Raw genomic sequence first — 22,453 nt, forward strand, 5'->3', positions numbered from 1 at the left:
GTGCTCCTCGCCGTCAGCCCAGGTGAGCGTCGTGGCGCAGCTTGTCGCCGGCCGGGTTGACCGCTTCGCGGACGAAGCCGAAACCTGTGCGGCGGTCGAGGCGGAACAGGGTGTTGGTGACGTAAACGTCCTCGCGAATGCCGACCACTTCCACCACTTCGCTGACGCAGCGCCGGCCGTCGGGCATGCGCGTCAGTTGAATGATCACGTCGAGGGCGGCGCAGATCATCTGGCGCAAGGTGCGTTCGGCAATCGAGCGCCCGGTCAGCCCGACCAGCGTCTCCAGACGCAGCAACGCGTCCTGGGCATTGTTGGCGTGCACGGTGCTCATCGAACCATCGTGGCCGGTGTTCATCGCGGTGAGTACGTCGACCACTTCGACGCCACGGATCTCGCCGAGAATGATCCGGTCCGGACGCATGCGCAGGGCGTTGCGAATCAGGTCGCTGGCCTTGACCTCGCCATGCCCCTCGGCATTGGGTGGGCGGGTTTCCAGACGCACCACATGCGGATGGCCGAGTTGCAGTTCGGCGACGTCTTCGATGGTCACCAGTCGTTCGTGCGGGTTGATCAACTGGCTGAGGATGTTCAACAGCGTGGTCTTGCCGGTGCCGGTGCCGCCGCTGATCAGGATGTTGCACCGCTTGCCCACGGCATTCTGCAGGAATTCGAAGATCGCCAGATCGATGGTCTGCATCGCCATCAGGTCGGTGCTCTTGAGCATGTCCTTGCGGAACTTGCGGATCGACAGACACGGGCCGTCGAGGGCGATCGGCGGGATGATCGCGTTGACCCGGCTGCCATCGGGCAGGCGCGCATCGACCATTGGCGAGGACTCATCGAGGCGGCGCCCGAGCGGCGCAAGAATGCGTTGCATGACCCGCTCGACGTGATGTGCATCGATAAAACGCAGATCGCTCTGATGCAATACGCCGTCGCGCTCGATGAACACCCGGTGCGGGCCGTTGACCAGAATTTCCGTCACCGACGGGTCACGCAGCAGGACTTCCAGCGGGCCGAAACCGGTGAGCTCATCGACGATTTCTTCGCCGAGGCGCTCCATCTCGTAGCGCGAAATCGCCAGGTGCAAACGCGCGATGTATTCGGCGACCTTGTCGGTGACGAACTGCGCCAGTTGCTGGCGTGAACCTTCCAGCAGGTTTTTCCCTGACTCCTCGATGGCGTCGATGATGTAGCGGTGCAGGACCAGTTTCAGGCCTTCGTGATCGCTGTTGCCGATCGCTCCGCGTGGCGTCGCGCCAAAGAGTTTTTCTGCGCTCATGAGTTACCTCGCAGACGATCAAACCAGGTGACTTTCGGTTTGCTCAGGCCTTCGGAGCGCTTGGCCAGACGCTCACCGAGGGCGCGCAGGCTCTGGGTGAGTTTCTCCCGGGGCGCCAGTTCGAACAGACTCACGCCCTGGTTTTTTGCGTTCAGGCGCACATCGGGACTGAACGCCAGCACGGCGATGACTTCCAGATTGAAGGTCTTGCCCAGGGTCTCGGCATCCGGCGCGACGTTGTTCAGGTAGCGATCGATCAGCAAGCGCCCGTGCTCGAGTTTCATGCCTTTCTCGCGCCACTGGTTGAGCACGGCGAGGTTGCGTCGGCAGTTGAGGACGTTCTGGTCGGTGTACCACAGCAGTTTGTCGCAATGGCTGACGAAGGTGCGCAAGGCCTCGCTGTCGGCCTGTCCGGTGAGGTTCACGACAATGTGCTGGAAGTGCTGGCGCAAGGCGCTGAGCAGCATGTACAGCTCGGCGGCGCTGGTGGTTTCCAGCGGTTCGTCAGTGTTGGCATAGGCAAGAATGCGCAGGCCGTGGTCGGCGCTGGTGAAAGCGCTGTCGATCAACGTCGCGTCGAGGCGGCGCAAATGACGCAGGGCATCGCCGAAGTGAAAGGAACTCTCCAGCCCCAACAACGCGAGGCTGTCGCCACGGGGCAGGCCGAGATCGAGCAGCAGGGTTTGCTGGCCGCTCTTCTGCACCACCATGGCCATGTGATTGGCGAGCAAGGCACCGTCGGAACTGCCCTGCACGCCGTACATGACGGTAAGCCCGCCGAGCTGGGTGTTGGGCGCAACGGCCGGCAAGCGTTTGCTCAGGCGCCGCACCAGTCCGGCGACTTCGCTGGAACGCGAGCCATAGGCGACGAAATCCCGCGCCCCTGCGCGCATCGCATTGAGCACCAGTTGATTGTCCATGCCGTCGCCGAGGGCAACGATCGCCAGCATCGGCTTGGCTTCCAGCGCACCTTCGATCAACGCGCTCTGCGCCACCACGTGCTCGCGGTCGAGACCGACGAAGACCAGATTGGCGAACGTTACATCGACCAGTGCGAGCAGTTCGTCGAGGCTGCCGGCGCCGGCGCTGATGACTTGGCCCAGTGGCGCGAGGGCGCTTTGCAGCCATTCCAGATCGGTGCTGTTGCGGGTGATGGCGAGGAAGGTCTGGCTGAGATTCTGGTTCATTGCGACAACCCGCTGCGCTTGTCGAAGTTACCGTTCTCGAGGAAGAACATGCGATAGAAATTCGGGTCGTAATTGCGCAGTTTCTCCCCCGGCAACGACGGCAGTCGCGCGTCCGCCGCCAATGGCTGGACCAGATGGGGGGTGACGATCATCAGCAGTTCACGCTCTTCGCGTTTGATCTGCGAACCCTTGAAAAACGCCCCGAGGATGGGAATGTCGCCAAGGCCTGGAAACTTGTTCACCTGCGAACTGTTGGTGGTGCTGATCAAACCGCTGATGACGAAACTTTCGCCATCACCCAGCGACACGCTGGTGTCGGTACGGCGGATGGTCAGCGCCGGAACGGTGGTGCCGGCGATGTTCACCGCGTTGGCAAAATCCAGTTCGCTGACCTCCGGGGCGACCTTCAGCGCGATGCGATCGCGGCCGATGATGGTTGGCGTCAGGGTCAGGCGGATGCCGAACTCCTTGTACTCGATCGACACGCTGTCGCTGCCGGAACTGGGCACCGGAATGGGGATTTCACCGCCGGCCAGGAAGCTCGCACTCTGCCCGTTCAGTGCCACCAGACTTGGCCGCGCCAGGGTATAGGCGAAGCCGCTGGTTTCCAGGGCGTTGATGATTGCCATGGTCTTGCCGCCGACCCAGGAAAAGTTGAACAGCGAGTTATCCACCGGCAGGCGCGGCTGCGGCACGCCGTCAATCGGCGGCAGTGTGCCGGGCGAGCCGAACAGGAAGTTGCCGCGCGTGCCGATCAGCGACGCGGTGGCTTCCTTGAGTTTGGTCCGGCTGACTTCGACGAAGCGGATGTCGGTCTGCACCTGCGATGGCAGGGTCGGATCGTCCGACGGCACGCTGCTGGTCAGCGCCGTGGTTGCCGCGCCCTGGACGAAGACCATGGCTTGCTGAGGCTGCGCCGAGCAGGCCGTCCAGACCATCAGGCTGGTCGCGCCGGGGCCGACGCCCGTGAGCAAAAAGGACGAACCGCCATTGGCATGCACGTCGGCAATTTTCGGATCGCCCACTGCCAGCCGAGTGATTGCCACCGGTGACTGCATGTCCTGCTGGAAGCCTTCACCGATTTCGATCACCGAGGGCAGGCGCGGCAGTGCCGAGCAATTGCCGACCGCAGCGAGGGCGGTATCCATCGTCAATCCCAACAACAGCAACGCCCGGAGCGCCGGTTTCAATGTCGGTCTGAGTCGACTCTGCATGCACGTGAATCCTTGCGCAGTCATGGGGTTTGTTGGCTGATCTGGTTGCCGCGAATGATTTCCACCGCAGGCCTGGGCGCCGCGCCGGTACTGGCGGTGGCAGGTGTTTTTTGGGCGCTGCCCAGGGCGAGTTGAGTGAACTGGAAAAGCTGGCTGTTGGCGCGATCCAGGTGCGCGGGCGATTGCGCTTCGCCGGCCCAGTACTTCGCCAGCCGTTGTTCTTCGCTGCTGCGCACTGCGAGACGCAACGTGCCGACTTGAGTGGCGAGCATCAGGCGGCTGAGCAGTTGTTCCGGCACCGCCAGCACCACAGTGCGTGCGGCGATGCGGCGCTGGTCCTGTTTGAGTTTTTCTTCGGCGCTGAGGCTCGGCGATGCCGGTTGGCCGTCGTTGGTCAGGCCGTACTGATCGCCGACCCCAAGCACACGCAAAGCCGGAACGGCGATCTGCGCCGACTGCTGCAGGTTGCTCGCGTCCTCGCGCAGATACAGCAGCACATCAACGTAATCGCCCGGCAGCAATTGCCCGGCGCCACCGATCACTTCATCGACGGCCACGGTCAGCGCGCGTTCGTCGCGGCGAATCATCCGCGCCAGCGCACCGCCGGCCTGGAAGCTTTCGTCATTGAGCCAGGTGCCAGCGCTGAGGTGGCGCCAAGGCGTGCGGCCGACTGCCTGTTCGATGCTGGTCAGGCTGCCGGCCGGTGCGCTGCGCAGTTTTTCCACGGTTACATCGGTGGCGGTCAACGGCGTGAACGGCGGTACATCGTGGAGCAGCACCACCACCGGTTGGCGGATCTGGTCTTCGGCAATCGCGACAGTCTGTTCAATGCTGACCGCTGGGGCGACGGGCGCCTCGGCGACCGGGGCCGGCTGACGACTGAGCACCAGCCCCCAGTAACCGACAACAACCGCGCCGAGCAACAGCAACGCGGCAAGGCCCATGGTGACGCGACTGTTCATGACGGCTCTCCCTTTCCTGCTGCACAACCGATTGCATTTGCTTGCGAAAGGCGGACTGCTTCGGCAGCTATGAACATGCAACTATTTCGCTATTTCCAAGCTAGCTGATCCAAGCAAAAGCGCCATTAGTGACAGGCGAAATAACCGTACCAAAGTATGACTTTGGCCAGTTAACAGCCGGAAACGGCGGAAAAACGATGGGATTAATGCTTTGTGATTAATGCGTTCTTACAGTTGTTGGGCGGGGGTTTGTTGACAATGCTCAGGTGGCACGGTGGAACCATGCCGCGGTGGTGATGTCGGCGCCAAAGGCGCGAAGGAGTGAACTTATGTTTCGTATGACTTTCGATTATGTGATCGCCAAGGCTCGCGCGTTTGCCCGCAGTGAAGAGGGGGCTTCGGCGATCGAATATGCGATTGTGGTGGCGATGGTGGCGGTGGTGGTTGTGGCGTTCATTACGCCGATTGGAGATCGGATCCTGGCGATATTCAACAGCATTTTGAATGCACTTCCGGCGGCACCGGCTCAGGCTCCGACTCCTTAAGCACCTTTCGATTTTTATGAACTCTGCACCTGGCTGATATCGCACTACACTGGATTTACCTTTCAGTATTCAGGTATTGCCTATGAACGCGTCTTCGTCGTCCCGCCAACAACTGCTTCTGGTTGATGATGAAGAAGACGCGTTGCTGGAGTTGGCGGAGTTGCTGGAGGGGGAGGGGTTTGTCTGTCACACCGCGACGTCGGTGAAGCTGGCGTTGCATTTGCTGACCCGGCATCCGGATATTGCTTTGGTGATTACTGATCTGCGCATGCCGGAGGAGTCGGGCATGTCGTTGATCAGGCGGCTGCGTGAGCATACGTCGCGCGAGCATTTGCCGGTGATTGTGATGTCGGGGCATGCGGATATGGAGGATGTCAGCGATATGTTGCGGTTGCAGGTGCTGGATTTGTTTCGCAAGCCGATTTATCACGTGAGGTTGCTGGAGACTCTCGATAATCTGTTTCCCAAGCCTCGGGTGCAGGCCGGGTGACTCGGCGGCCTTTGGGCCGACCGTGTTCTTGGGGGGGTGGGTGAATATCCGTTGCTTCGGGTGTGGCGGCTGGCGGTTTCGCCCTTACGGCGAGTCACCTTTTTCAAACGCCAAAAAGGTAACCCAAAAGGCTTGCTCCTACGTTCGGCCCTCGCAGGCTCGGGTTCCTTCGCTCCGGGACTGATCCGGGCGCAGCGGCTACGGTTTGCTTCGCTGCACCTCCTTCCGCTGTGTCTGGCTGCGCCAGACGGTCGCTACGCTCCCACGCCCGGATCAATCCCTCCACTCAGCCTTCCGACGTCGCCGGTGGATCAAGATCAAAAGCTTTACTCGAGCTAACGCTCATCGGGTGTAGGAGCTGCCGAAGGCTGCGATCTTTTGACTTTGCTTGTGCTTTTCTGTGGGAGCGAGCCTGCTCGCGAAGGCGGCCTGACAGCCAACCAGTTTCTTCCTGATGTACATCAATCCTGTGGGAGCTGGCTTGCCAGCGAAGGCGGCCAGTCAGCCAACAACGCTCTGCCTGACTCACCACCTGCGCAATCAACCTCTTGCTCTTTTCACTCCGGCACAAGCCTGTCCAGTACGCGGTTGACCGCCAGTTCGCCCAGCATGATCACCTGTTGTATCCCCAGCAGGGAGCTGCGCTGCGGTCCATCGATAAATCCGGCGAGGTCGCTGGCCATGATGCTTGCCGAGGCCAGTGATTCGCAGGCATGGACCAACAGGGTTTCGTTGTCCGCAGCCGGGTCGACGAAGAACAGGGTGCTGGGTTTGCGCGGTGCGGCAGGGTCTTTGATGAGGCGGGGGTTGAGGTAGTAATCAATGGCGCGGTCGGCGGCTTCCTTGAGTTTTTGTGCTTCGACGAGCGGGTCGGCGAAGGTCGGATCGGCAAGGGGTGGATCGGGCGTTATCTTTTTCACGGGCTCAGTCTCCTGATGGAGTAGGGCCGCAACCGGTTCGCGACTAAACGAAAGGGAGGCAGCTGCACGCAGGTTAGTCGACCGATGAGCCACGAAATCGGCGCGCCCGGAGGCGCCCTGCGCACAGCCACCATCAAGTGCAGGTATGCAATACCTGGCTGACAGGAACCTGTGCGTCGTGGACAAGCGGGCGACTAAACCCGACCACTGATGAGCAGTGGCAGGCAAACGATAGAACCCGCGCCCCAAGCGCACAAGCCGGCGGATTCTGGCGTAGCCGTAGGCAACGGCGCAAGGATTTGTGGGCGGTTGCGAGGTAACGGGGCGTGTGTTTAAACGGCTGGTTTAAGCGCTGCGATAGATCGGTTGAATCGCCGAACGCTTTCGCGAGCAGGCTCGCTCCCACAGGGACGGCGGTTGTCCTCAGGAACCGTGAACACCGCCGAATCTGTGGGAGCGAGCCTGCTCGCGAAGGCGGTGCGTCAGTCAAAAAAATCCTGACTGACACACCGCTCGGCCCTCACAACTGATAACTGAAACTGATGCTGTAACGCGGCTTGCGATTCAGCGTATCCAGCGCTTCATCCGACATGGCCTTCGCCACTTCCAGGGCGACGTTGTAGTACTTGGCATCGCCGAACCTCAGTCCGAGCGCGGTGGATGACAGGTTGTTGGCCTGCACCGGCAGTTGGTTGAACCAGCTGCGCGAGCGGTCGACGACGACGTAGGGTTGCAGGATGCGCACCCAGTTGCCGTCGCGGTTGAAGCTGTAGTTGACCTCGTAAGCCACGCCCCATCCCTTGTCGCCCGAGGCCTGGTCGTCGGGGTAGCCACGGCCGAAGTTCTGCCCGCCGAATACGGCGCGTTCGCTGTCGGGCAAGGTGTCGTCGCTCCAGTACAGCGCCGCCGAGAGCACGCCTTGCCAGTTGTCGAGAAACTTGTCGCTCTGCACGCCGGACAGGCGCACGCGGAAGAAATCCAGGTCGATGTCGTCATAGTTGGTGCTCGCGCCGAGGCTGTCGAAGCCCTGGTAGACGCCGGCGCTGAGGATGCGCAGTTGGCGGGCGTCGGCCTTGCGCCAGTCTCCTTCGAAAGCCAGGGCGCGGACATCGGTGCGCAGTTCGGTGCTGAAGGGAAAGTTGATGCCGTCGTAGCGTGTCTTGTCGTCGACCGCATACAGGCGCGAGCCGGCGGTCAGCAGTTCGTTGGCGGAGGCGATCAGGGGCGTGCTGAAGCCGATCGAGTAGCGATCGTTCTCGCGGTGGGTACTCAGGCGTCCGCCACCGCCGACCAGCACTTCGGTGTCCGGGTCGGCGCGGTAACGCGAGGCCGAGACGTTGAGTTGGGTGCCCTCGGTATCGAGGAACTGGCTGTAGTCGAGACGGTAGTAATGCTCTTTGTCGTCGCCCGGTGGGAACAGGCCGCTGAGGCTCAGCTGTTCGCCCATCGAGGTCTGCGAATTGCTGCTGACACCGAGCAACGCCTGCGGGCCGTTGCGGTTGTCTTCGGTGGTGCTCAGGGTGCTGGTGAACGGTTTGCGACTGGCCTGGGCAACCAGGGTGGTCGCGCCATCAGTGGTGCCCGGTGGCGGCACTTGCGCTTGCAGGGTCACCCCGGGAATGCGGCTCATCAGCGTGGTGTAGCGCTCGAAGGTCTTGCGCGTCAGCGGGCGTTCGGCCTGGATTTTCGCGGCGAGTTTGTCGAGCAGGCTTTTGACCCGGCCGATGTCGCCCTGCATCTGGATATCGCGCACGTAGCCCTCGACCAGCACCACGCGGGCCACGCCATCATCGAAGTTTTGTTGCGGCAGGAACGCGTAGGACAACAGATAGCCATCCTGCTGATAGCGGCGGGTGATGTTGCGTGTGGCTTCGATCAGTTCGGCAAGGCTGGCCTGGCGGCCGATCAGGGGCTTGTAGATTTCCGCGAGTTCGTTGAGCGGATAGATCGTGCCGCCTTCGATCTGCACGGTCTTGAGGTTGACCTTGGTTTCCATCAGCAGTGGCTGTGCGGCGGTCGCGCCCGGATCGGGCACCTGCAGCGGCGCCGCACTCGGCCGATAGGCGTCGGCGGGCAGGTTGGGTACGGGCAGGTTGCGGATGGTTTCGTTGCTGTTGAGAAAGCTGGGCAAGGTGTCGGCGAGGGCAGCGGAACTGAGGCTCAGGCACAGCAGGGATGCCAGTACGCGCATAGGACACTCCATGGTCAGAACACAGCACAGGGCAGGTTTTTCCTTAGAAAAAAGGCGGAAGACTCGTGGGAATCTTCCGCCCTCAACCAAGCGTAGGCGCTGTAGGTAAGGCCGTCGAATCGGCCAGGTGCAATTTAGCGTTTGTTGCCGCCCAGCGCGCCGGTCAGGCCGCCGAGTACCCCGCCCAGACCACCAGTTGTGCCGCCAGTTGCAGTGCCGCCGTTGACGAGACCACCGACCGCTGCCACGGTGCCGCCGACGTTGGTGACCAGACCGCCGACTGCAGTGGTGACCGGATTGTTGGTGGCGGCAATCGCGCCGCCAAGGCTGCCCACCGCAGCACCGACCTGTCCGGTGATACCGGCAACCGGAGTGCCGAGACCGGTAGCGGCGCCGACCTGTTGAGTGACAGTGGTGACCGCGCTGGTGACCGGATTGAGGCCTGTACCGACTGCGGCGCCGACGCTGGCCAGCGGTGAAGTGGTGGCAGTGATCGGTGTGCCCGAGCCGCCGAGTACGGTGTTGAGCGAAGCAATCGTGTTGCCCAGCCCGCCAGCGGTGACGCCGCCGGCACTGACCACGCCGCTGGTGCTGCCGGCATTCAGGCCGCTGCCGACGTTGACCACCGCACCACCGACAGTTTGCAACAGGCCGGTGCCACCAAGACCACCACCGATGCCGCCAGTACCCGAGCCAGTGCCATTCGACACCAGGCCACCCGCTTTGCCGACCGCCGTGCCGGTGTTGCTCAGCGCGCCGCCAAGGGTGTTGGTCAGGGCATTGCCGCTGCCTGCGTCGGTGACTTTGCCGCCGACGCTGTTCACCGTGCCGCCCACCTTCGAAATCACCCCTTTGAGCGGATCACCCAGGCCGGTGGCATCGCCGAGTTTGTCGGTGGTGCTTTCGACCATGGCGATCACCGGCACCAGGCCGCTGCCGACCTTGTTGGTCAATTGGCTGGTCGGGCCGCTGGTCAGTGAGGTGTTGAGGGTGTCGCCAAGCATGGTGACTTTTTCGCCGATGCCATCGACCAGCGGCGCCACGCGGGTGACTACACCGCCAACGACGGGAACGCTTCGGGTCGCTGTGTTCAGTTTGACGCTGAGGTCCGACACGCCGTTGCCAACATCGGAAACCACACCGCCAACCGAGGCCACGGTGGTGGTCAGTCCGTTGGGGTCAGTGGCCAGTTTGCCGATGCCATCAGTGACGCCATCGCCCAGGGTGCTGACAACGTTGCCGGTGGTGTTGGCCAGGCTCTGGACGATACCGCCAGCGACTGGAACCGTGCTCAGCGAATCGCCGATCTGGCCGACGCCATCGCCGGCACCGCTGACGGTTTTGCCTACATCCTGCACCAGCGTTGTGGTCACCAGCGAAGGTGTGACCGGGTTGGTCGGGGTGGTGGGATCGGTCGGATCTGTAGGGTTGGTTGGATTGGTCGGATCGGTGCCGCCGCCGGTTCCGCCAGTGCCACCGGTACCGCCTCCAGCGCCGCCAGTGCCGGCAGTCTCACCGCCGGTTCCGCTACCCGCGCCACCGCTGCCATCGGTGCCCGCCGTGCCGTCCGCCGTCGAGCTGCCCGAGCTGCTGCGATGACCGCCACCGCCGCTGCTGCAGCCGACGAGGCCAACCGAAAGAATCAGTGCCAGCGCGATTGCCGATTTGGACCACATCACTTGAGTTTTCATGATTGAGATTCCTGCACCTGTCACAACGTTACGTTGCCTTCGATGGCTCGCCGATCTGTCGTCGGCGATGCCTCGTCCGTGGCTGTAATCTCAGTCGAGGGCAGGTTTTTCACCATTCTCAAGTTGGTATTAACCCCTTTATATAGAGGGCCTGGCGCAATGCCGAAGGACTAATACCCAGGTAATAAACGGGCAAAAAAAGCCTTGATATTCAAGGCTCGGTTTTTTGCGAAGCGGCGGGCAGGGCGCGGAAAAACTTAAGTGATATATACACAATTAACAGGCTTTTGCGCCCCGCCAGATCAGGCGATCGGTTGCCATTGACCGACCATATGTTCCAGATCGCCGGCACCGATCAGGCGCAACTCACCGCTGGAGCCTGCGGCACTGGCCAGCAATGTCACTTCACTGGGCAGGCGCACCGGTTTGCGAAAGTGCACGGCGATTTCCAGGTTGGCTTTGGGCAGATGATCGGAGAGGGCCGCCAGTGTGCGCGCCTTGTTCCATAGTCCATGCGCGATCGCCGTGGGAAACCCGAACAGCTTGGCGCTCGCCGCACTCAGGTGAATCGGGTTGTAGTCGCCGGAGACTTTCGCATACTGGCGACCGATATCGGCCGGTGCAGTCCAGCGCGTCACTTCGAGCAGATCCTGTGACGGCTGCCAGTCCTGCGCCAGCGCCTCGCCTTCGAGTTTTACCCCGCGACAGAGCATGCGGCTTTCGGCTTCCCACAGTGGCCCGAGTTGATCGTCCAGGGTGGTGAGCAGATCGAAGGTTGCGCCTTTGGCGTGCGGTTGCAGGTTGTGCACGCGCACGCTGACTTGCGCGCGACTGATCGCGCCCATCGGCCGTAACACGCGAATGCGGTTGCTCAGGTGAATCAGCCCCAGCAGCGGGAACGGAAAGTCCCTGGCGGTGAGCAATTGCATCTGCAAGGCGAAGGCGAGGATGTGTGGATAGGTCGGCGGCAGCAGGCCGTCATCGACGAAGCCGCAGACTTTGCGATAGGCCGCCAGTCGTTTGTCGTCGATATCGACCCAGCAGCGCAGCCCGCTGTCGGGCAGTTGCGTGCCGGTGATTTTGCGTCGCGTCGCTGCCCGCGAGTACAGCGCGGGCAGGCTCGGTTCGCGATCCAGCGTGTGCCATTCGATGCTCATGCTCAAGCCCCCAAAACGCTTTGCCCACAGACCCGCAACGCCTGCCCGGTGAACGCGCCCGTGCCCGGTTGCGCCAGCCACGCCACGGCTTCGGCGACGTCTTGCGGCAAGCCGCCCTGGCCCAGCGAACTCATGCGCCGCCCGGCTTCGCGCAGGCCGAACGGAATGTGCGCAGTCATTTGCGTCTCGATGAAACCGGGGGCCACGGCGTTGATGCTGATGCCACGTTCCAACAGCGTCGGCGCCCATGCCTGGGCCAGACCGATCAGGCCAGCCTTGCTCGCCGCGTAGTTGGTTTGCCCGCGATTGCCGGCGATGCCGCTGATCGAGGCGAGCAGGACCACTCGTGCGTTATCACGCAGGGTGCCGCTGTCGAGCAGGGCCTTGGTCAGCACTTGCGGAGCATTGAGGTTGACGGCCAGCACCGCGTCCCAGAATTCCGGGGTCATGTTGGCCAGGGTCTTGTCGCGGGTGATGCCGGCGTTGTGCACAAGAATGTCGAGGCCGTCGGGCAGGTGTTCGATCAACTGTGGGGCGGCGTCATCGGCGCAGATATCAAGGGTGATCGCCCGGCCGCCGAGGCGCGCAGCAAGGGCCTCGAGGTCGGTCTTGGCTGGCGGTACATCGAGCAGAATCACCTCGGCGCCATCACGCGCCAGGGTTTCGGCAATCGACGCGCCGATGCCGCGTGCAGCACCGGTGACCAACGCCTTGCGCCCGGCCAGCGGGCGGGTCCAGTCGGTGACCGGCGTGGCGCACGCGGTCAGGCGAATTACCTGACCGGACACGAAAGCGCTTTTCGGCGAGAGGAAGAATCGCAGCGGGCCTTCCAGTTGATCTTCGGCACCTTCGCCGACGTAGATCAACTGCAAGGTGCCACCGCCGCGCAGTTCCTTGGCCAGCGAACGCGAAAAGCCTTCAAGTGCCCGCTGCGCGCTGGAGGCGAACGGATCACCCAGACTTTCCGGCGCGCGGCCGAGGATCACCAGATGCGCGCTATGGTCGAGGTTCTTCATCAATGGCTGGAAAAATTCGCGCAGTTGCTTGAGTTGGTCGGTGTGTTGCAGAGCGCTGGCGTCAAACACCACTGCTTTGATTTTCGGCCCGTGGCCGGGGATCCACGCGGTGGCCAGCGAGGGCTCGGTGCCGTAGCTGTAGATCGCGTCGGTCAAGCGATTGGCGAACCCGCTGATCCGTTCGGCCAGCGGCCCGCCACCGATCAACAGGGCGCCCTCGATCGGCCGCAGACGCCCCGCCTGCCAGCGTTCCAGCCGCACCGGCGACGGCAGGCCCAAGGCCCCGACCAGACGATGGCCGAAGGATGAGTTGGCGAAGTCGATATAGCGGTCAGACATGGAACGCTCTCCAGAAGTTGGGGTTCAAAGTGTGGACTGCCTACGGCAATCAATCGTTCGATCGGCGCAATTAGGCCTACGCTTGAACACTCAGGTTTAGCAGGTCTTGCAGATAAATGCGGTTCATGTGGGAGCGAGCCTGCTCGCGAAGGCGCTGTATCAGGCGCTGAAGAGGCTGAATGTGCCGGCCTCTTCGCGAGCAGGCTCGCTCCCACAGGGATTGGGCAAATTTCGACCATTTGGAACAGGAGCTTTTCATGACCCAACTGCGCCGCGTCGCGATCATCGGCGGTAACCGCATTCCTTTCGCCCGCTCCAACGGGCCGTACGCCACGGCCAGCAATCAGGCGATGCTCACCGCCGCGCTGGAGGGCCTGATCGAACGCTACAACCTGCACGGCCAGCGCATCGGCGAAGTGGTGGCGGGCGCGGTGCTTAAATTGTCACGGGATATGAACCTGACCCGCGAATGCGTGCTCGGCTCGCGCTTGTCTCCGACGACACCGGCCTATGACATCCAGCAAGCCTGCGGCACCGGTCTGGAAGCGGCGCTGCTGGTGGCCAACAAAATAGCCCTCGGCCAGATCGACTGCGGCATTGCCGGCGGCGTCGACACCACCTCCGACGCGCCGATCAGCGTCAGCGAAGGCCTGCGCAGGATTCTTCTGCAGGCCAACCGCGCCAAGAGCACCGGCGACAAACTGAAAACCCTTTTGCAGTTGCGGCCCCGGCATTTGATCCCCGAATTCCCGCGCAACGGCGAGCCGCGCACCGGCCTGTCGATGGGCGAGCACTGTGAGCTGATGGCGCAGACCTGGAATATTCCCCGCGAAGAACAGGATCAACTGGCTCTCGAAAGCCACCACAAGCTCGCTGCCTCCTACAGCGAAGGCTGGCACAACGATCTGATGACGCCGTTCCTCGGCCTGACCCGCGACAACAATCTGCGCCCGGACCTGACCCTGGAAAAACTCGCCACGCTGAAACCGGCGTTCGAAAAAAGCGCCAAGGGCACACTGACGGCGGGTAACTCTACGCCGCTCACCGATGGCGCTTCGGTGGTGTTGCTCGGCAGTGAGGAATGGGCCAAAGAGCGCGGCTTGTCGATATTGGCTTACCTGCGCGACGGCGAAGCGGCGGCGGTGGATTTCGTCAATGGTGCCGAGGGCCTGCTGATGGCGCCGGTGTACGCCGTACCACGCTTGCTGGCGCGCAACGGCCTGACCTTGCAGGATTTCGATTACTACGAGATTCACGAAGCGTTCGCTGCGCAAGTCCTGTGCACGCTCAAGGCCTGGGAAGATCCCGAGTATTGCAAAACCCGCTTGGGTCTCGACGCACCGTTGGGGTCGATTGATCGCAGTCGGCTCAATGTGAAAGGCAGTTCACTGGCGGCGGGGCATCCGTTTGCCGCGACGGGCGGGCGCATTGTCGCGAACCTGGCCAAACTGCTGGATGCGGCGGGCAAGGGGCGAGGGTTGATTTCGATCTGTGCAGCGGGCGGACAGGGTGTCACCGCGATTATCGAACGTTAAGCAGTATTCCAATGTGGCAGCGAGCCTGCTCGCGAAGCAGCCGGGTCAGCGTCATTCTCTGCTGACAGGCCGCTTTCGCGAGCAGGCTCGCTCCCACAGGGTTTCCGATGCATGTGCATGTCAGATTCTGTCGCAAATGCCCTTGCCGGCCGATACCAATCAATGCCACGGTCTCGGCTATGATTCGCCCGGGTCGCTGCGATTGATCCGGCACAGTGTGTGCATCCTCAAGGTTCACAGGTCGGCAACCCCTCCCCGTCGGGCGAGGATTGCCGTATAACGAGTGACATTCGCGTGTTTGGTAATAAAGGACCCACAATAAAAGCTGATGAAGACTCCAAAACGCATTGAACCCCTGATCGAGGACGGTCTGGTCGACGAAGTGCTGCGCCCACTGATGAGTGGCAAAGAGGCAGCTGTTTATGTAGTGCGCTGCGGCAATCAGTTACGTTGCGCCAAGGTCTACAAGGAGGCGAATAAACGCAGTTTCCGCCAGGCGGCCGAGTATCAGGAAGGCCGCAAGGTTCGTAACAGCCGTCAGGCGCGGGCCATGGCGAAGGGGTCCAAGTTCGGTCGCAAAGAGACCGAAGACGCCTGGCAGAACGCCGAAGTGGCGGCGCTGTTCCGTCTGGCCGGCGCCGGTGTGCGAGTGCCCAAACCCTATGACTTCCTCGACGGCGTGCTGTTGATGGAACTGGTGGCCGACGAATTCGGCGACGCCGCGCCGCGTCTGAACGACGTGGTGCTGGAGCCGGATCAGGCGCGCGAATATCACGCGTTCCTGATTTCGCAGATCGTCTTGATGTTGTGTACCGGTCTGGTGCACGGTGACCTCTCCGAGTTCAACGTGCTGCTGACACCTACCGGCCCGGTCATCATCGACCTGCCCCAGGCAGTCGACGCTGCGGGCAACAACCATGCGTTCAGCATGCTCGAGCGTGACGTTGGCAACATGGCTTCGTACTTCGGCCGTTTCGCGCCGGAATTGAAGAAGACCAAGTACGCCAAGGAAATGTGGGCGTTGTACGAAGCGGGCACCTTGCACCCGAACAGTGTGCTGACCGGCGAGTTCGACGATCCGGAGGACCTGGCGGATGTCGGCGGGGTGCTGCGCGAAATCGAAGCGGCGCGCCTCGACGAGGAACGCAAGCAGGCCATTCGCGCGGCGGACGACGCGCCGAAAGGCAAACCCGAAGAACCGCCTCCACCGCCGTGGATGCAGTGATCTCGTGATGAAAAGCCCGGCTTCGGCCGGGTTTTTTGTGCCTGCGCACTTTCCGCAAACGCGAGCGTGCCCTTGTAGGAGCTGCCGAAGGCTGCGATCTTTTGCCTTTGCTTCAAGGACAAGATCAAAAGATCGTCCGAACGCGGCCCGAGCCTTCGGCAGCTCCTACAAGGACCGTATGTGAGTACTCCACGCAACACCCACCTGATCGTAACCGCCCGGCTGATCTCTGATTTCGGCGCCTTCCTCAACATGGTCGCGCTCGCCACCTACGTCTACCTGCTGAGCAACAGCGCCATGAGCGTCGGCATCTTCCTTGCCAGCCGTGTCGGTGGCGGAATCTTCGCCAGTCTGATTGGCACACGCTTCTACCGGCGCTTGCAGGGCCGCGCGCCGCTGATTGCGTTCGATCTGTTGCGCGCTGCACTACTGGGGCTGCTGTTGATCACCCCGGCGAGTCAGCAGGCGTGGCTGTTGCCGTTGATTGCCTTCGGCCTCGGCTTGGGCAATTCGATGTTCGCCATCGGCCTCAACAGCCAGTTGCCGCGCTTGATCGAGCCGGCGCAATTGATCAAGGCCAACGCCTGGATCACTTCAGCTTCTTCAGCAGCCATGGTTGGCGGCAGTCTGATGTCGGGGGTGCTGGTGGCTGCTTTTGGTTTCGAAACGGTCTTCGCCCTCAACGCGCTGACCTATTTACTCGCGGCGCTGCTGATCGTGCCGCTGCGTTTCGAAAAAACCGATATCAGCGAACAGCCGGGGCGCGGTGAATGGTCTGCACTGCGGCAAGGCCTTCGTTCGGCGCCAGTGGTCGCGGCCATGCTCGCGGTGACCATGGCCGACACCTTGGGCAGTGCCGCGCATAACGTCGGCTTCCCGATCATTTCGAAACTGCTCACGCCCGAGGCGGCGAGTACGACCTTGGGCCTGGCGCTTGCGGTATGGGCCAGCGGCAAATTGCTCGGCGCGCGCATTGCCAGTCACCTCAAGGGCTCGGAGAACAGTCACCTCGAAAGACGATTTTTCTGCGGCGTGGCGCTGATGTCCTGCGGTTTCATTCTGATGTTCCAGCAGCACAGCCTCGTGGGCCTGCTGCTGTTTGCATTGCCGGCGGGGCTCGGCGATGGCGTGTCCGAAGTCAGCCTGATGTCTCGGCTGCAACGGGAACCTGCGGCATTGCGCCTGCCGATTTTCAGCGTGCTGACCTTGCTGCAGATGAGCGGTTTCGGCATCGGCATGCTGGTCGCCGCGCCGTTCTATGCGTGGTGGAAGCCGGGGGCCGTGGTCATGCTGTTCCACGGCATTCCCCTGGGTACATTGTGCGTGGTGACGCTGTTGCGGATCAGGCGCGGGCGGGTTGCGCGCAGCAGCCCGACGCCAGTTCCTTGAGGATCGGGCAGTCCGGGCGATGGTCGCCGCTGCAATGCTCGACCAGATCCTGCAGGGTGTCGCGCAACTCGCCTAGCTCGCGGATCTTCTGATTCAGCTCGTCGATGTGCTGGCGCGCCAGGGCCTTCACGTCGGCGCTGGCGCGCTGGCGATCCTGCCAGAGGGTCAGCAGCTTGCCGACTTCCTCCAGGGAAAAGCCCAGATCCCGCGAGCGCTTGATGAATGCCAGTGTGTGCAGGTCATCGCTGCCGTACACGCGGTAACCGCTGTCGGTGCGATTGGCCGCTTTGAGCAGGCCGATCGACTCGTAATAGCGGATCATTTTTGCACTCAGGCCACTTTGTCGGGCCGCTTGGCCGATGTTCATCGGTGTTCCTCCAGGTCCTTGGGTTTCCAGGTTTTCAACAGTAGCGCATTGCTCACCACGCTGACGCTCGACAGCGCCATCGCCGCACCGGCCAGCACCGGATTGAGGAAGCCGAACACCGCCAGCGGAATGCCGATCAGGTTGTAGACAAAGGCCCATAACAGGTTCTGGCGAATCTTTGCGTAGGTCTTGCGGCTGATCTCCAGCGCTGCCGGCACCAGTCGCGGATCGCCGCGCATCAAGGTGATGCCGGCCGCGTGCATGGCGACGTCGGTGCCGCCGCCCATGGCGATGCCGATGTCGGCAGCGGCGAGGGCCGGGGCATCGTTGATGCCGTCGCCGACCATGGCGACCACGCCGGTTTTCTTCAGCTCGGCGACGGTCGCGGCTTTGTCGGCAGGCAGTACTTCGGCGTGGACATTTTGGATCCCCAGAGCCTCGGCCACCACCCGTGCGCTGCCACGGTTGTCGCCGGTCAGCAGGTGGCTGTGGATATCCCGCGCGGCGAGTTGTTGCACAGCCTGCAGGGCGCCGGGTTTGAGCGTGTCACCGAAGGCGAACAGGCCCAGAACCTTCGGCTGAGGATTTTGCTCAATCAACCACGACAGTGTGCGGCCTTCGCGTTCCCAGGCCTCGGCGGATGCGCGCAAATCGCCGGCACTCAAAGCGCTTTCGTCGAGCATCCGCCGATTGCCCAGCGCCAGGCGCCGGCCATCCAGCGTGCCGGCGATGCCGCGCCCGGTCAGCGCCTGGCTGTCGCTGACATCGGGCACGTTCAAGCCGCGTTCGGCGGCTGCATCCAGCACCGCTTTGGCCAACGGATGCTCGCTGCCGCGCTGCAAGGCACCGGCCAGTGTCAGCAGATTGTTTTCGTCGCCGTCGACCGCGCTGAAGTGCGCGATACGCGGCGTCCCCGAGGTCAGCGTGCCGGTCTTGTCGAACACCACACTGCTGACTTCGTGGGCACGCTCCAGCGCCTCGGCGTCCTTGATCAGAATCCCATGACGCGCGGCGACGCCGGTGCCAGCCATGATCGCCGTCGGGGTGGCGAGGCCGAGGGCGCACGGGCAGGCGATCACCAGCACCGCGACGGCATTGATCAACGCGGTTTCCAGTGGCGCGCCATACAGCCACCAGCCGATCAGCGTGGCCAGGGCGATCAGCAACACGGTCGGCACGAAGATCTGGCTGACCTTGTCCACCAGTTTCTGGATCGGCGCTTTCGCCGCTTGCGCGTCCTCGACCAGGCGAATGATCCGCGCCAGCACGGTTTCCGCGCCGAGCGCCTGGGTGCGCACCAGCAAACGACCTTCGCCATTGATCGCGCCGCCGGTGACCTTGTCGCCCGGTTGTTTCGGCACCGGCAGGCTTTCGCCGCTGATCAGCGCCTCGTCCGCGTGGCTCTGGCCTTCGACGACTTCGCCATCCACCGGGAAGCGTTCGCCGGGTTTGACCAGCACCAGATCGTCGAGGCGCAGGGCGCTGATCGCAACGTCCTGCTCACGCCCGTCGACCACCTGAATCGCCCGCTCCGGCCGCAATGCTTCGAGAGCGCGAATGGCGCTGGCGGTCTGGCGTTTGGCGCGGCTCTCGAGGTATTTGCCGAGCAGCACCAAGGCGATGACCACGGCCGAGGCCTCGAAATACAGATGCGGCATGCGTCCGCCGGCGCTGGCCCATTCATAGACGCTCAGCCCATAACCGGCGCTGGTGCCGAGGGCGACGAGCAGGTCCATGTTGCCGGCGCCGGCGCGAACGGCTTTCCATGCCGCGACATAAAAGCGTGCGCCGAAGATGAATTGCACGGGGGTGGCGAGGGCGAATTGCGCCCAGGCCGGGAGCATCCAGTGAATGCCGAACGGTTGCAGCAACATCGGCAACACCAGCGGCAGGGCGAGGGCGATCGCACAGATCAATGCCCAGCGCTCGCGGTGCAGGCGTTTTTGCTGGTCATCGGACTGTGGCCGTTCGGCTTGCCAGACGCTGGCCGAGTAACCGGCCTTGCTCACGGCGTCGAGCAGGGTTTGTGCATCGACCTGGCCGAGCAATTCGATGTGCGCACGTTCGTTGGCCAGATTGACGCTGACGCTGCTCACGCTTGGGACTTTGTTCAGGGCACGTTCGACGCGGCCGACGCAGGACGCGCAGGTCATGCCGTCGATGCTCAATTCGACGGTTTGCCGGGGCACGCTGTAACCGGCGCGCTCCACGGCTTGCATCAGCGCCGGCAGGCTGTCGCCGGGCGCCTGCACCCGGGCCTGTTCGGTGGCGAGGTTGACGCTGACGGCACTGGCGCCGCTGACCTTGCGCAGCGCCCGCTCGACACGCCCGGCGCAACTGGCGCAGGTCATGCCGGCAATCGGCAGATCGAAAGTGGTGGATTCGGACATCGGTCGCGCTCCCTGTAGTGGATGCCTACAAGGATCAACCTTGCCACGCGGGCAAGGTCAAGCACCATTATTCAACGCGCTGCAAAACAAACTGTGGGAGCGAGCCTGCTCGCGAATGCGGTGCTGCATTCAGCAATCATGTTGACTGATCCGGCGCTTTCGCGGGCAGGCTCGCTCCCACAGGTCGAGGCGGTTGCTCAATAACCCAGACCAGCCGGCTTGAGGTACACGCCTTCGGCATTCATCGCCAGGCGGAACTTCAGCACATCCCCGGCGTGCAGCACGACTTCCTGCGAACCCGGCGCCAGCATGCCGGGATTGCAACCCGGTGCCTGGCCCGGCAGCAGTTTCAAGCGCAGCGAAACCTTGCCCGGCGGCAGGTTGAACGAAGTGCTCTGCTCCTGGAACAGGCGCGCCGAGAGCTGGTCCTGGATGTACACGCCGATCTCGCACGAAGTCGCGACTTCGAGGCGTTCGCGGGAAATGATCAGTACCGCGTAATCCTCACCGGCGGCTTGCACCTGCGGGACGGCGGCGAAAAGGCTGAGCAAGCCAAACAGGCCCAAAGCTGACCAGCGCATGGCTGAATCTCCTGAATTTCAGTCATTGATACACGCAGCTTGGCCGAGCGCAGCGCCGATTGCCAGCCCGGCAGTTTTTCGCAGAACTTGACCTTGCCATCGTGGCAAGCTCGAGACTGCCGGCAACCCCACTCAAAGGAGTCTTCCCATGCAAGTGTTCAACGTTCAAGGCATGTCCTGCGGACATTGCGTCAAAGCCATTACCCAAGCGGTGCAGGCGCTGGATCCGGCCGCCAGCGTGCGCGTCGATCTGGCTGCCAGGGAAGTCGGCGTCGAAAGCACGCTGACTGAAGATCAGGTCGTCGCGGCGATTCGCGAAGAGGGTTATGACGTGAAGCTCGTCTGAAACTGATCGTTAGCGAGCTATCGGAATGTTCAAGGCGTCCGGGCGCGGCTAGACTGTCGGGCTGCGACTTGCCCACCTGGATGCCTGATGAACTTCCGCACGATTTTGATACTCGGCGCCTTGAGCGCTTTCGGTCCCTTGGCGATCGACTTCTATTTACCTGCCTTCCCGGCCATGGCGCTGGCGTTCGGCACCGATGAGCAGCATGTCCAGCTGACGCTGGCGGCGTATTTCCTTGGTCTGTCCCTGGGCCAACTGGCTTATGGGCCGATTTCCGATCGTTTTGGCCGGCGGCTTCCGCTGCTCAGCGGCGTTGCTCTGTTCACCCTGGCGTCATTGGCCTGCGCCTATGCGCCGAGTCTGGAATGGCTGATCGGCGCGCGTTTCGTCCAGGCATTGGGCGGTTGCGCGGGGATGGTGATTTCCCGCGCGGTGGTTGCCGACAAGTGCGACGCGGTCGGCTCGGCGAAGGTGTTTTCCCAATTGATGCTGGTGATGGGCCTGGCGCCGATTCTGGCGCCGATGCTCGGTGGTCTGCTGGTCAACACCACGGGTTGGCAGTCGATCTTTCTGGTGCTCACCGGGTTCAGTGCGGCGGCAGGTCTGGCGGTGGCATTAGGATTGCCGGAAAGCATGCCGGCCCATGTGCCGCGCCAGCCGTTGTCCGGTGCATTGCGCCAGTACGGGCGACTGGTCAAGGATTCGGTCTACCTTGGCCACGCCCTGACCGGCGGCATCGCCATCGCCGGGATGTTTGCCTACATCGCCGGTTCACCGTTTGTGTTCATCAAGCTCTACGGCGTACCCGCCGAGCATTTCGGTTGGCTGTTCGGCACCAACGCGGCGGGCTTCATTCTGGTGGCGCAGGTCAATGCACGCCTGCTCGCCAAGCGTGGCCCGGCGTTTTTGCTGGTGCGCGCGGTGTGGGTGTATTTCCTCGCCGGCCTGACATTGCTGGCGGTCAGCGCAATGCGCCCAGAGGCATTGTGGCCGTTGCTGATTCCGCTGTTCATTTGCATCGCCAGCCTCGGCTGCATCATTCCTAACGCCTCGGCTTGCGCAATGAACGGCCAGGGCGCCCGCGCCGGCAGTGCGTCGGCGATGCTCGGTTGCCTGCAATTCAGCATCGCCGCCGGTGCCGCCGCATTGGTGGGGGTGTTGCACGATGGCAGCGCCGTGCCGATGGCCATGGTCATCAGCCTGTGCGGTCTGCTGGTGGTGAGCGTCGCGCTGCTCACCCGGCGTCTGCAGAATGCCCGGACACTGGCGCAAGCCCAGGTGTGAAAGTTCTGGTTTGACTGCTGAGATTTAAAGCTCAGCCTGCGGCGCGCTGCTGGCTGGGTTCGGGGATCCCGTGGGGGGCGCAGAGTCGCGCTTCTAGGGTGCGAGTAAAGGCCAAGGCCTCGGCTTCACTGCGAAAGGTCACGACATGCTGGTCCAGACGCACCTGCCATTGGGACTTTGCCACTTCTTTTATCAGGATCTTCATTGCTGACCTCCTTTGCGTAAAAGATGTATCGCAGAGGCTTCGATTGTAGACCCCAATACCCGCGCAATTGTGACAAGGGTCAAGCAACTGACTGACGGCAAAAACCTCGGCAGCCCGTGTAGGAGCTGCCGAAGGCT

Annotated in this window: 20 protein-coding genes; 7 read left to right on the forward strand and 13 right to left on the reverse strand. The window is 62.6% G+C overall.

Translation table 11 applies throughout. The features are described from left to right. Positions 1–13: 13 nt before the first annotated feature. The 4 genes from AB4N53_RS23100 to cpaB are packed head-to-tail and all read right to left on the reverse strand — an operon-like array spanning position 14 to position 4,645. Positions 14–1,282, reverse strand: coding sequence for a CpaF family protein (locus AB4N53_RS23100; RefSeq protein ID WP_186567262.1), 1,269 nt, complete (start codon positions 1,280–1,282; stop codon positions 14–16). Continuing rightward, the gene (locus tag AB4N53_RS23105; RefSeq protein WP_460123673.1) at positions 1,279–2,469 is read right to left on the reverse strand and encodes an AAA family ATPase; all 1,191 of its coding nucleotides are present in this window, start codon (positions 2,467–2,469) and stop codon (positions 1,279–1,281) included. Before AB4N53_RS23105 ends, AB4N53_RS23100 begins: the two co-directional genes overlap by 4 nt. Further along, complete coding sequence (locus AB4N53_RS23110) at positions 2,466–3,683, reverse strand: type II and III secretion system protein family protein (RefSeq protein ID WP_073471824.1); 1,218 nt, start codon at positions 3,681–3,683, stop codon at positions 2,466–2,468. Before AB4N53_RS23110 ends, AB4N53_RS23105 begins: the two co-directional genes overlap by 4 nt. 20 nt (positions 3,684–3,703) lie before the next feature. Then, on the reverse strand, positions 3,704–4,645 hold the full coding sequence (cpaB, locus tag AB4N53_RS23115; RefSeq protein ID WP_460139001.1) for a Flp pilus assembly protein CpaB: 942 nt from the start codon (positions 4,643–4,645) through the stop codon (positions 3,704–3,706). Positions 4,646–4,983: 338 nt separating this feature from the next. Here cpaB and AB4N53_RS23120 point away from each other — a divergent pair, with 338 nt between their 5' ends. Then, positions 4,984–5,190, forward strand: a complete 207-nt coding sequence (locus AB4N53_RS23120) for a Flp family type IVb pilin (protein ID WP_425644159.1) — start codon at positions 4,984–4,986, stop codon at positions 5,188–5,190. A gap of 82 nt (positions 5,191–5,272) precedes the next feature. Continuing rightward, entirely contained in the window at positions 5,273–5,680 is a 408-nt protein-coding gene (locus AB4N53_RS23125; RefSeq protein ID WP_460123677.1) for a response regulator, read from the forward strand. A gap of 557 nt (positions 5,681–6,237) precedes the next feature. Here the strand turns inward: AB4N53_RS23125 and AB4N53_RS23130 are convergent. From AB4N53_RS23130 to AB4N53_RS23150, 5 genes are all read right to left on the reverse strand, one after another. Further along, positions 6,238–6,600, reverse strand: coding sequence for a DUF6124 family protein (locus AB4N53_RS23130; protein ID WP_460123680.1), 363 nt, complete (start codon positions 6,598–6,600; stop codon positions 6,238–6,240). 520 nt (positions 6,601–7,120) lie between these two features. Beyond that, positions 7,121–8,791: a ShlB/FhaC/HecB family hemolysin secretion/activation protein gene (locus AB4N53_RS23135; protein ID WP_460123683.1), complete on the reverse strand. Its 1,671-nt coding sequence runs from the start codon at positions 8,789–8,791 to the stop codon at positions 7,121–7,123. 134 nt (positions 8,792–8,925) lie between these two features. Then, positions 8,926–10,482 carry a collagen-like triple helix repeat-containing protein gene (locus tag AB4N53_RS23140; RefSeq protein WP_460123686.1) on the reverse strand — a complete coding sequence of 519 codons (1,557 nt, stop codon included), beginning with the start codon at positions 10,480–10,482 and terminating at the stop codon, positions 8,926–8,928. Between the two features lie 302 nt (positions 10,483–10,784). Beyond that, positions 10,785–11,639, reverse strand: a complete 855-nt coding sequence (locus AB4N53_RS23145) for a MaoC family dehydratase (protein ID WP_460123689.1) — start codon at positions 11,637–11,639, stop codon at positions 10,785–10,787. A gap of 2 nt (positions 11,640–11,641) precedes the next feature. Beyond that, the gene (locus tag AB4N53_RS23150; protein WP_460123692.1) at positions 11,642–12,994 is read right to left on the reverse strand and encodes a 3-oxoacyl-ACP reductase; all 1,353 of its coding nucleotides are present in this window, start codon (positions 12,992–12,994) and stop codon (positions 11,642–11,644) included. Positions 12,995–13,251: 257 nt separating this feature from the next. Here AB4N53_RS23150 and AB4N53_RS23155 point away from each other — a divergent pair, with 257 nt between their 5' ends. The 3 genes from AB4N53_RS23155 to AB4N53_RS23165 all read left to right on the forward strand — a co-directional run bounded on the left by AB4N53_RS23155 (position 13,252) and on the right by AB4N53_RS23165 (position 17,143). Beyond that, positions 13,252–14,529, forward strand: a complete 1,278-nt coding sequence (locus AB4N53_RS23155) for an acetyl-CoA C-acetyltransferase (protein ID WP_460123694.1) — start codon at positions 13,252–13,254, stop codon at positions 14,527–14,529. A 328-nt stretch (positions 14,530–14,857) separates the two neighbouring features. Continuing rightward, positions 14,858–15,754: a PA4780 family RIO1-like protein kinase gene (locus AB4N53_RS23160; RefSeq protein WP_016771829.1), complete on the forward strand. Its 897-nt coding sequence runs from the start codon at positions 14,858–14,860 to the stop codon at positions 15,752–15,754. Positions 15,755–15,934: 180 nt separating this feature from the next. Then, entirely contained in the window at positions 15,935–17,143 is a 1,209-nt protein-coding gene (locus tag AB4N53_RS23165) for an MFS transporter (RefSeq protein WP_460123697.1), read from the forward strand. Here the strand turns inward: AB4N53_RS23165 and cueR are convergent. From cueR to AB4N53_RS23180, 3 genes are all read right to left on the reverse strand, one after another. Further along, on the reverse strand, positions 17,097–17,510 hold the full coding sequence (cueR, locus tag AB4N53_RS23170; protein WP_016771827.1) for a Cu(I)-responsive transcriptional regulator: 414 nt from the start codon (positions 17,508–17,510) through the stop codon (positions 17,097–17,099). The genes AB4N53_RS23165 and cueR overlap by 47 nt on opposite strands. Continuing rightward, a complete protein-coding gene (gene cueA / locus AB4N53_RS23175) occupies positions 17,507–19,900 on the reverse strand; it encodes a copper resistance metal-translocating P1-type ATPase CueA (protein ID WP_460123700.1) in 2,394 nt (797 codons plus the stop codon). Before cueA ends, cueR begins: the two co-directional genes overlap by 4 nt. Before the next feature lie 197 nt (positions 19,901–20,097). Further along, a complete protein-coding gene (locus AB4N53_RS23180; RefSeq protein ID WP_024011458.1) occupies positions 20,098–20,481 on the reverse strand; it encodes a hypothetical protein in 384 nt (127 codons plus the stop codon). 148 nt (positions 20,482–20,629) lie between these two features. On the opposite strand from AB4N53_RS23180, the gene AB4N53_RS23185 reads away from it, so the two are divergent. Both AB4N53_RS23185 and AB4N53_RS23190 read left to right on the forward strand, forming a co-directional pair. Further along, the gene (locus tag AB4N53_RS23185) at positions 20,630–20,827 is read left to right on the forward strand and encodes a cation transporter (protein WP_460123703.1); all 198 of its coding nucleotides are present in this window, start codon (positions 20,630–20,632) and stop codon (positions 20,825–20,827) included. A gap of 87 nt (positions 20,828–20,914) precedes the next feature. Next, positions 20,915–22,111, forward strand: coding sequence for a multidrug effflux MFS transporter (locus tag AB4N53_RS23190; protein ID WP_460123706.1), 1,197 nt, complete (start codon positions 20,915–20,917; stop codon positions 22,109–22,111). Between the two features lie 31 nt (positions 22,112–22,142). Here AB4N53_RS23190 and AB4N53_RS23195 read toward each other — a convergent pair whose 3' ends face one another. Beyond that, on the reverse strand, positions 22,143–22,316 hold the full coding sequence (locus AB4N53_RS23195; protein WP_460123709.1) for a hypothetical protein: 174 nt from the start codon (positions 22,314–22,316) through the stop codon (positions 22,143–22,145). Positions 22,317–22,453: the final 137 nt, after the last annotated feature.

Source organism: Pseudomonas sp. H3_E04, assembly GCF_054668915.1.

Bases quoted from the DNA above. Each gene is read 5' to 3' on its own strand.
- AB4N53_RS23100 (WP_186567262.1), bottom strand. From the start codon at position 1,282: ATGAGCGCAGAAAAACTCTTTGGCGCGACGCCACGCGGAGCGATCGGC.
- AB4N53_RS23105 (WP_460123673.1), bottom strand. From the start codon at position 2,469: ATGAACCAGAATCTCAGCCAGACCTTCCTCGCCATCACCCGCAACAGC.
- AB4N53_RS23110 (WP_073471824.1), bottom strand. From the start codon at position 3,683: ATGCAGAGTCGACTCAGACCGACATTGAAACCGGCGCTCCGGGCGTTG.
- cpaB (WP_460139001.1), bottom strand. From the start codon at position 4,645: ATGAACAGTCGCGTCACCATGGGCCTTGCCGCGTTGCTGTTGCTCGGC.
- AB4N53_RS23120 (WP_425644159.1), top strand. From the start codon at position 4,984: ATGACTTTCGATTATGTGATCGCCAAGGCTCGCGCGTTTGCCCGCAGT.
- AB4N53_RS23125 (WP_460123677.1), top strand. From the start codon at position 5,273: ATGAACGCGTCTTCGTCGTCCCGCCAACAACTGCTTCTGGTTGATGAT.
- AB4N53_RS23135 (WP_460123683.1), bottom strand. From the start codon at position 8,791: ATGCGCGTACTGGCATCCCTGCTGTGCCTGAGCCTCAGTTCCGCTGCC.
- AB4N53_RS23140 (WP_460123686.1), bottom strand. From the start codon at position 10,482: ATGAAAACTCAAGTGATGTGGTCCAAATCGGCAATCGCGCTGGCACTG.
- AB4N53_RS23145 (WP_460123689.1), bottom strand. From the start codon at position 11,639: ATGAGCATCGAATGGCACACGCTGGATCGCGAACCGAGCCTGCCCGCG.
- AB4N53_RS23150 (WP_460123692.1), bottom strand. From the start codon at position 12,994: ATGTCTGACCGCTATATCGACTTCGCCAACTCATCCTTCGGCCATCGT.
- AB4N53_RS23155 (WP_460123694.1), top strand. From the start codon at position 13,252: ATGACCCAACTGCGCCGCGTCGCGATCATCGGCGGTAACCGCATTCCT.
- AB4N53_RS23160 (WP_016771829.1), top strand. From the start codon at position 14,858: ATGAAGACTCCAAAACGCATTGAACCCCTGATCGAGGACGGTCTGGTC.
- cueR (WP_016771827.1), bottom strand. From the start codon at position 17,510: ATGAACATCGGCCAAGCGGCCCGACAAAGTGGCCTGAGTGCAAAAATG.
- cueA (WP_460123700.1), bottom strand. From the start codon at position 19,900: ATGTCCGAATCCACCACTTTCGATCTGCCGATTGCCGGCATGACCTGC.
- AB4N53_RS23180 (WP_024011458.1), bottom strand. From the start codon at position 20,481: ATGCGCTGGTCAGCTTTGGGCCTGTTTGGCTTGCTCAGCCTTTTCGCC.
- AB4N53_RS23185 (WP_460123703.1), top strand. From the start codon at position 20,630: ATGCAAGTGTTCAACGTTCAAGGCATGTCCTGCGGACATTGCGTCAAA.
- AB4N53_RS23190 (WP_460123706.1), top strand. From the start codon at position 20,915: ATGAACTTCCGCACGATTTTGATACTCGGCGCCTTGAGCGCTTTCGGT.
- AB4N53_RS23195 (WP_460123709.1), bottom strand. From the start codon at position 22,316: ATGAAGATCCTGATAAAAGAAGTGGCAAAGTCCCAATGGCAGGTGCGT.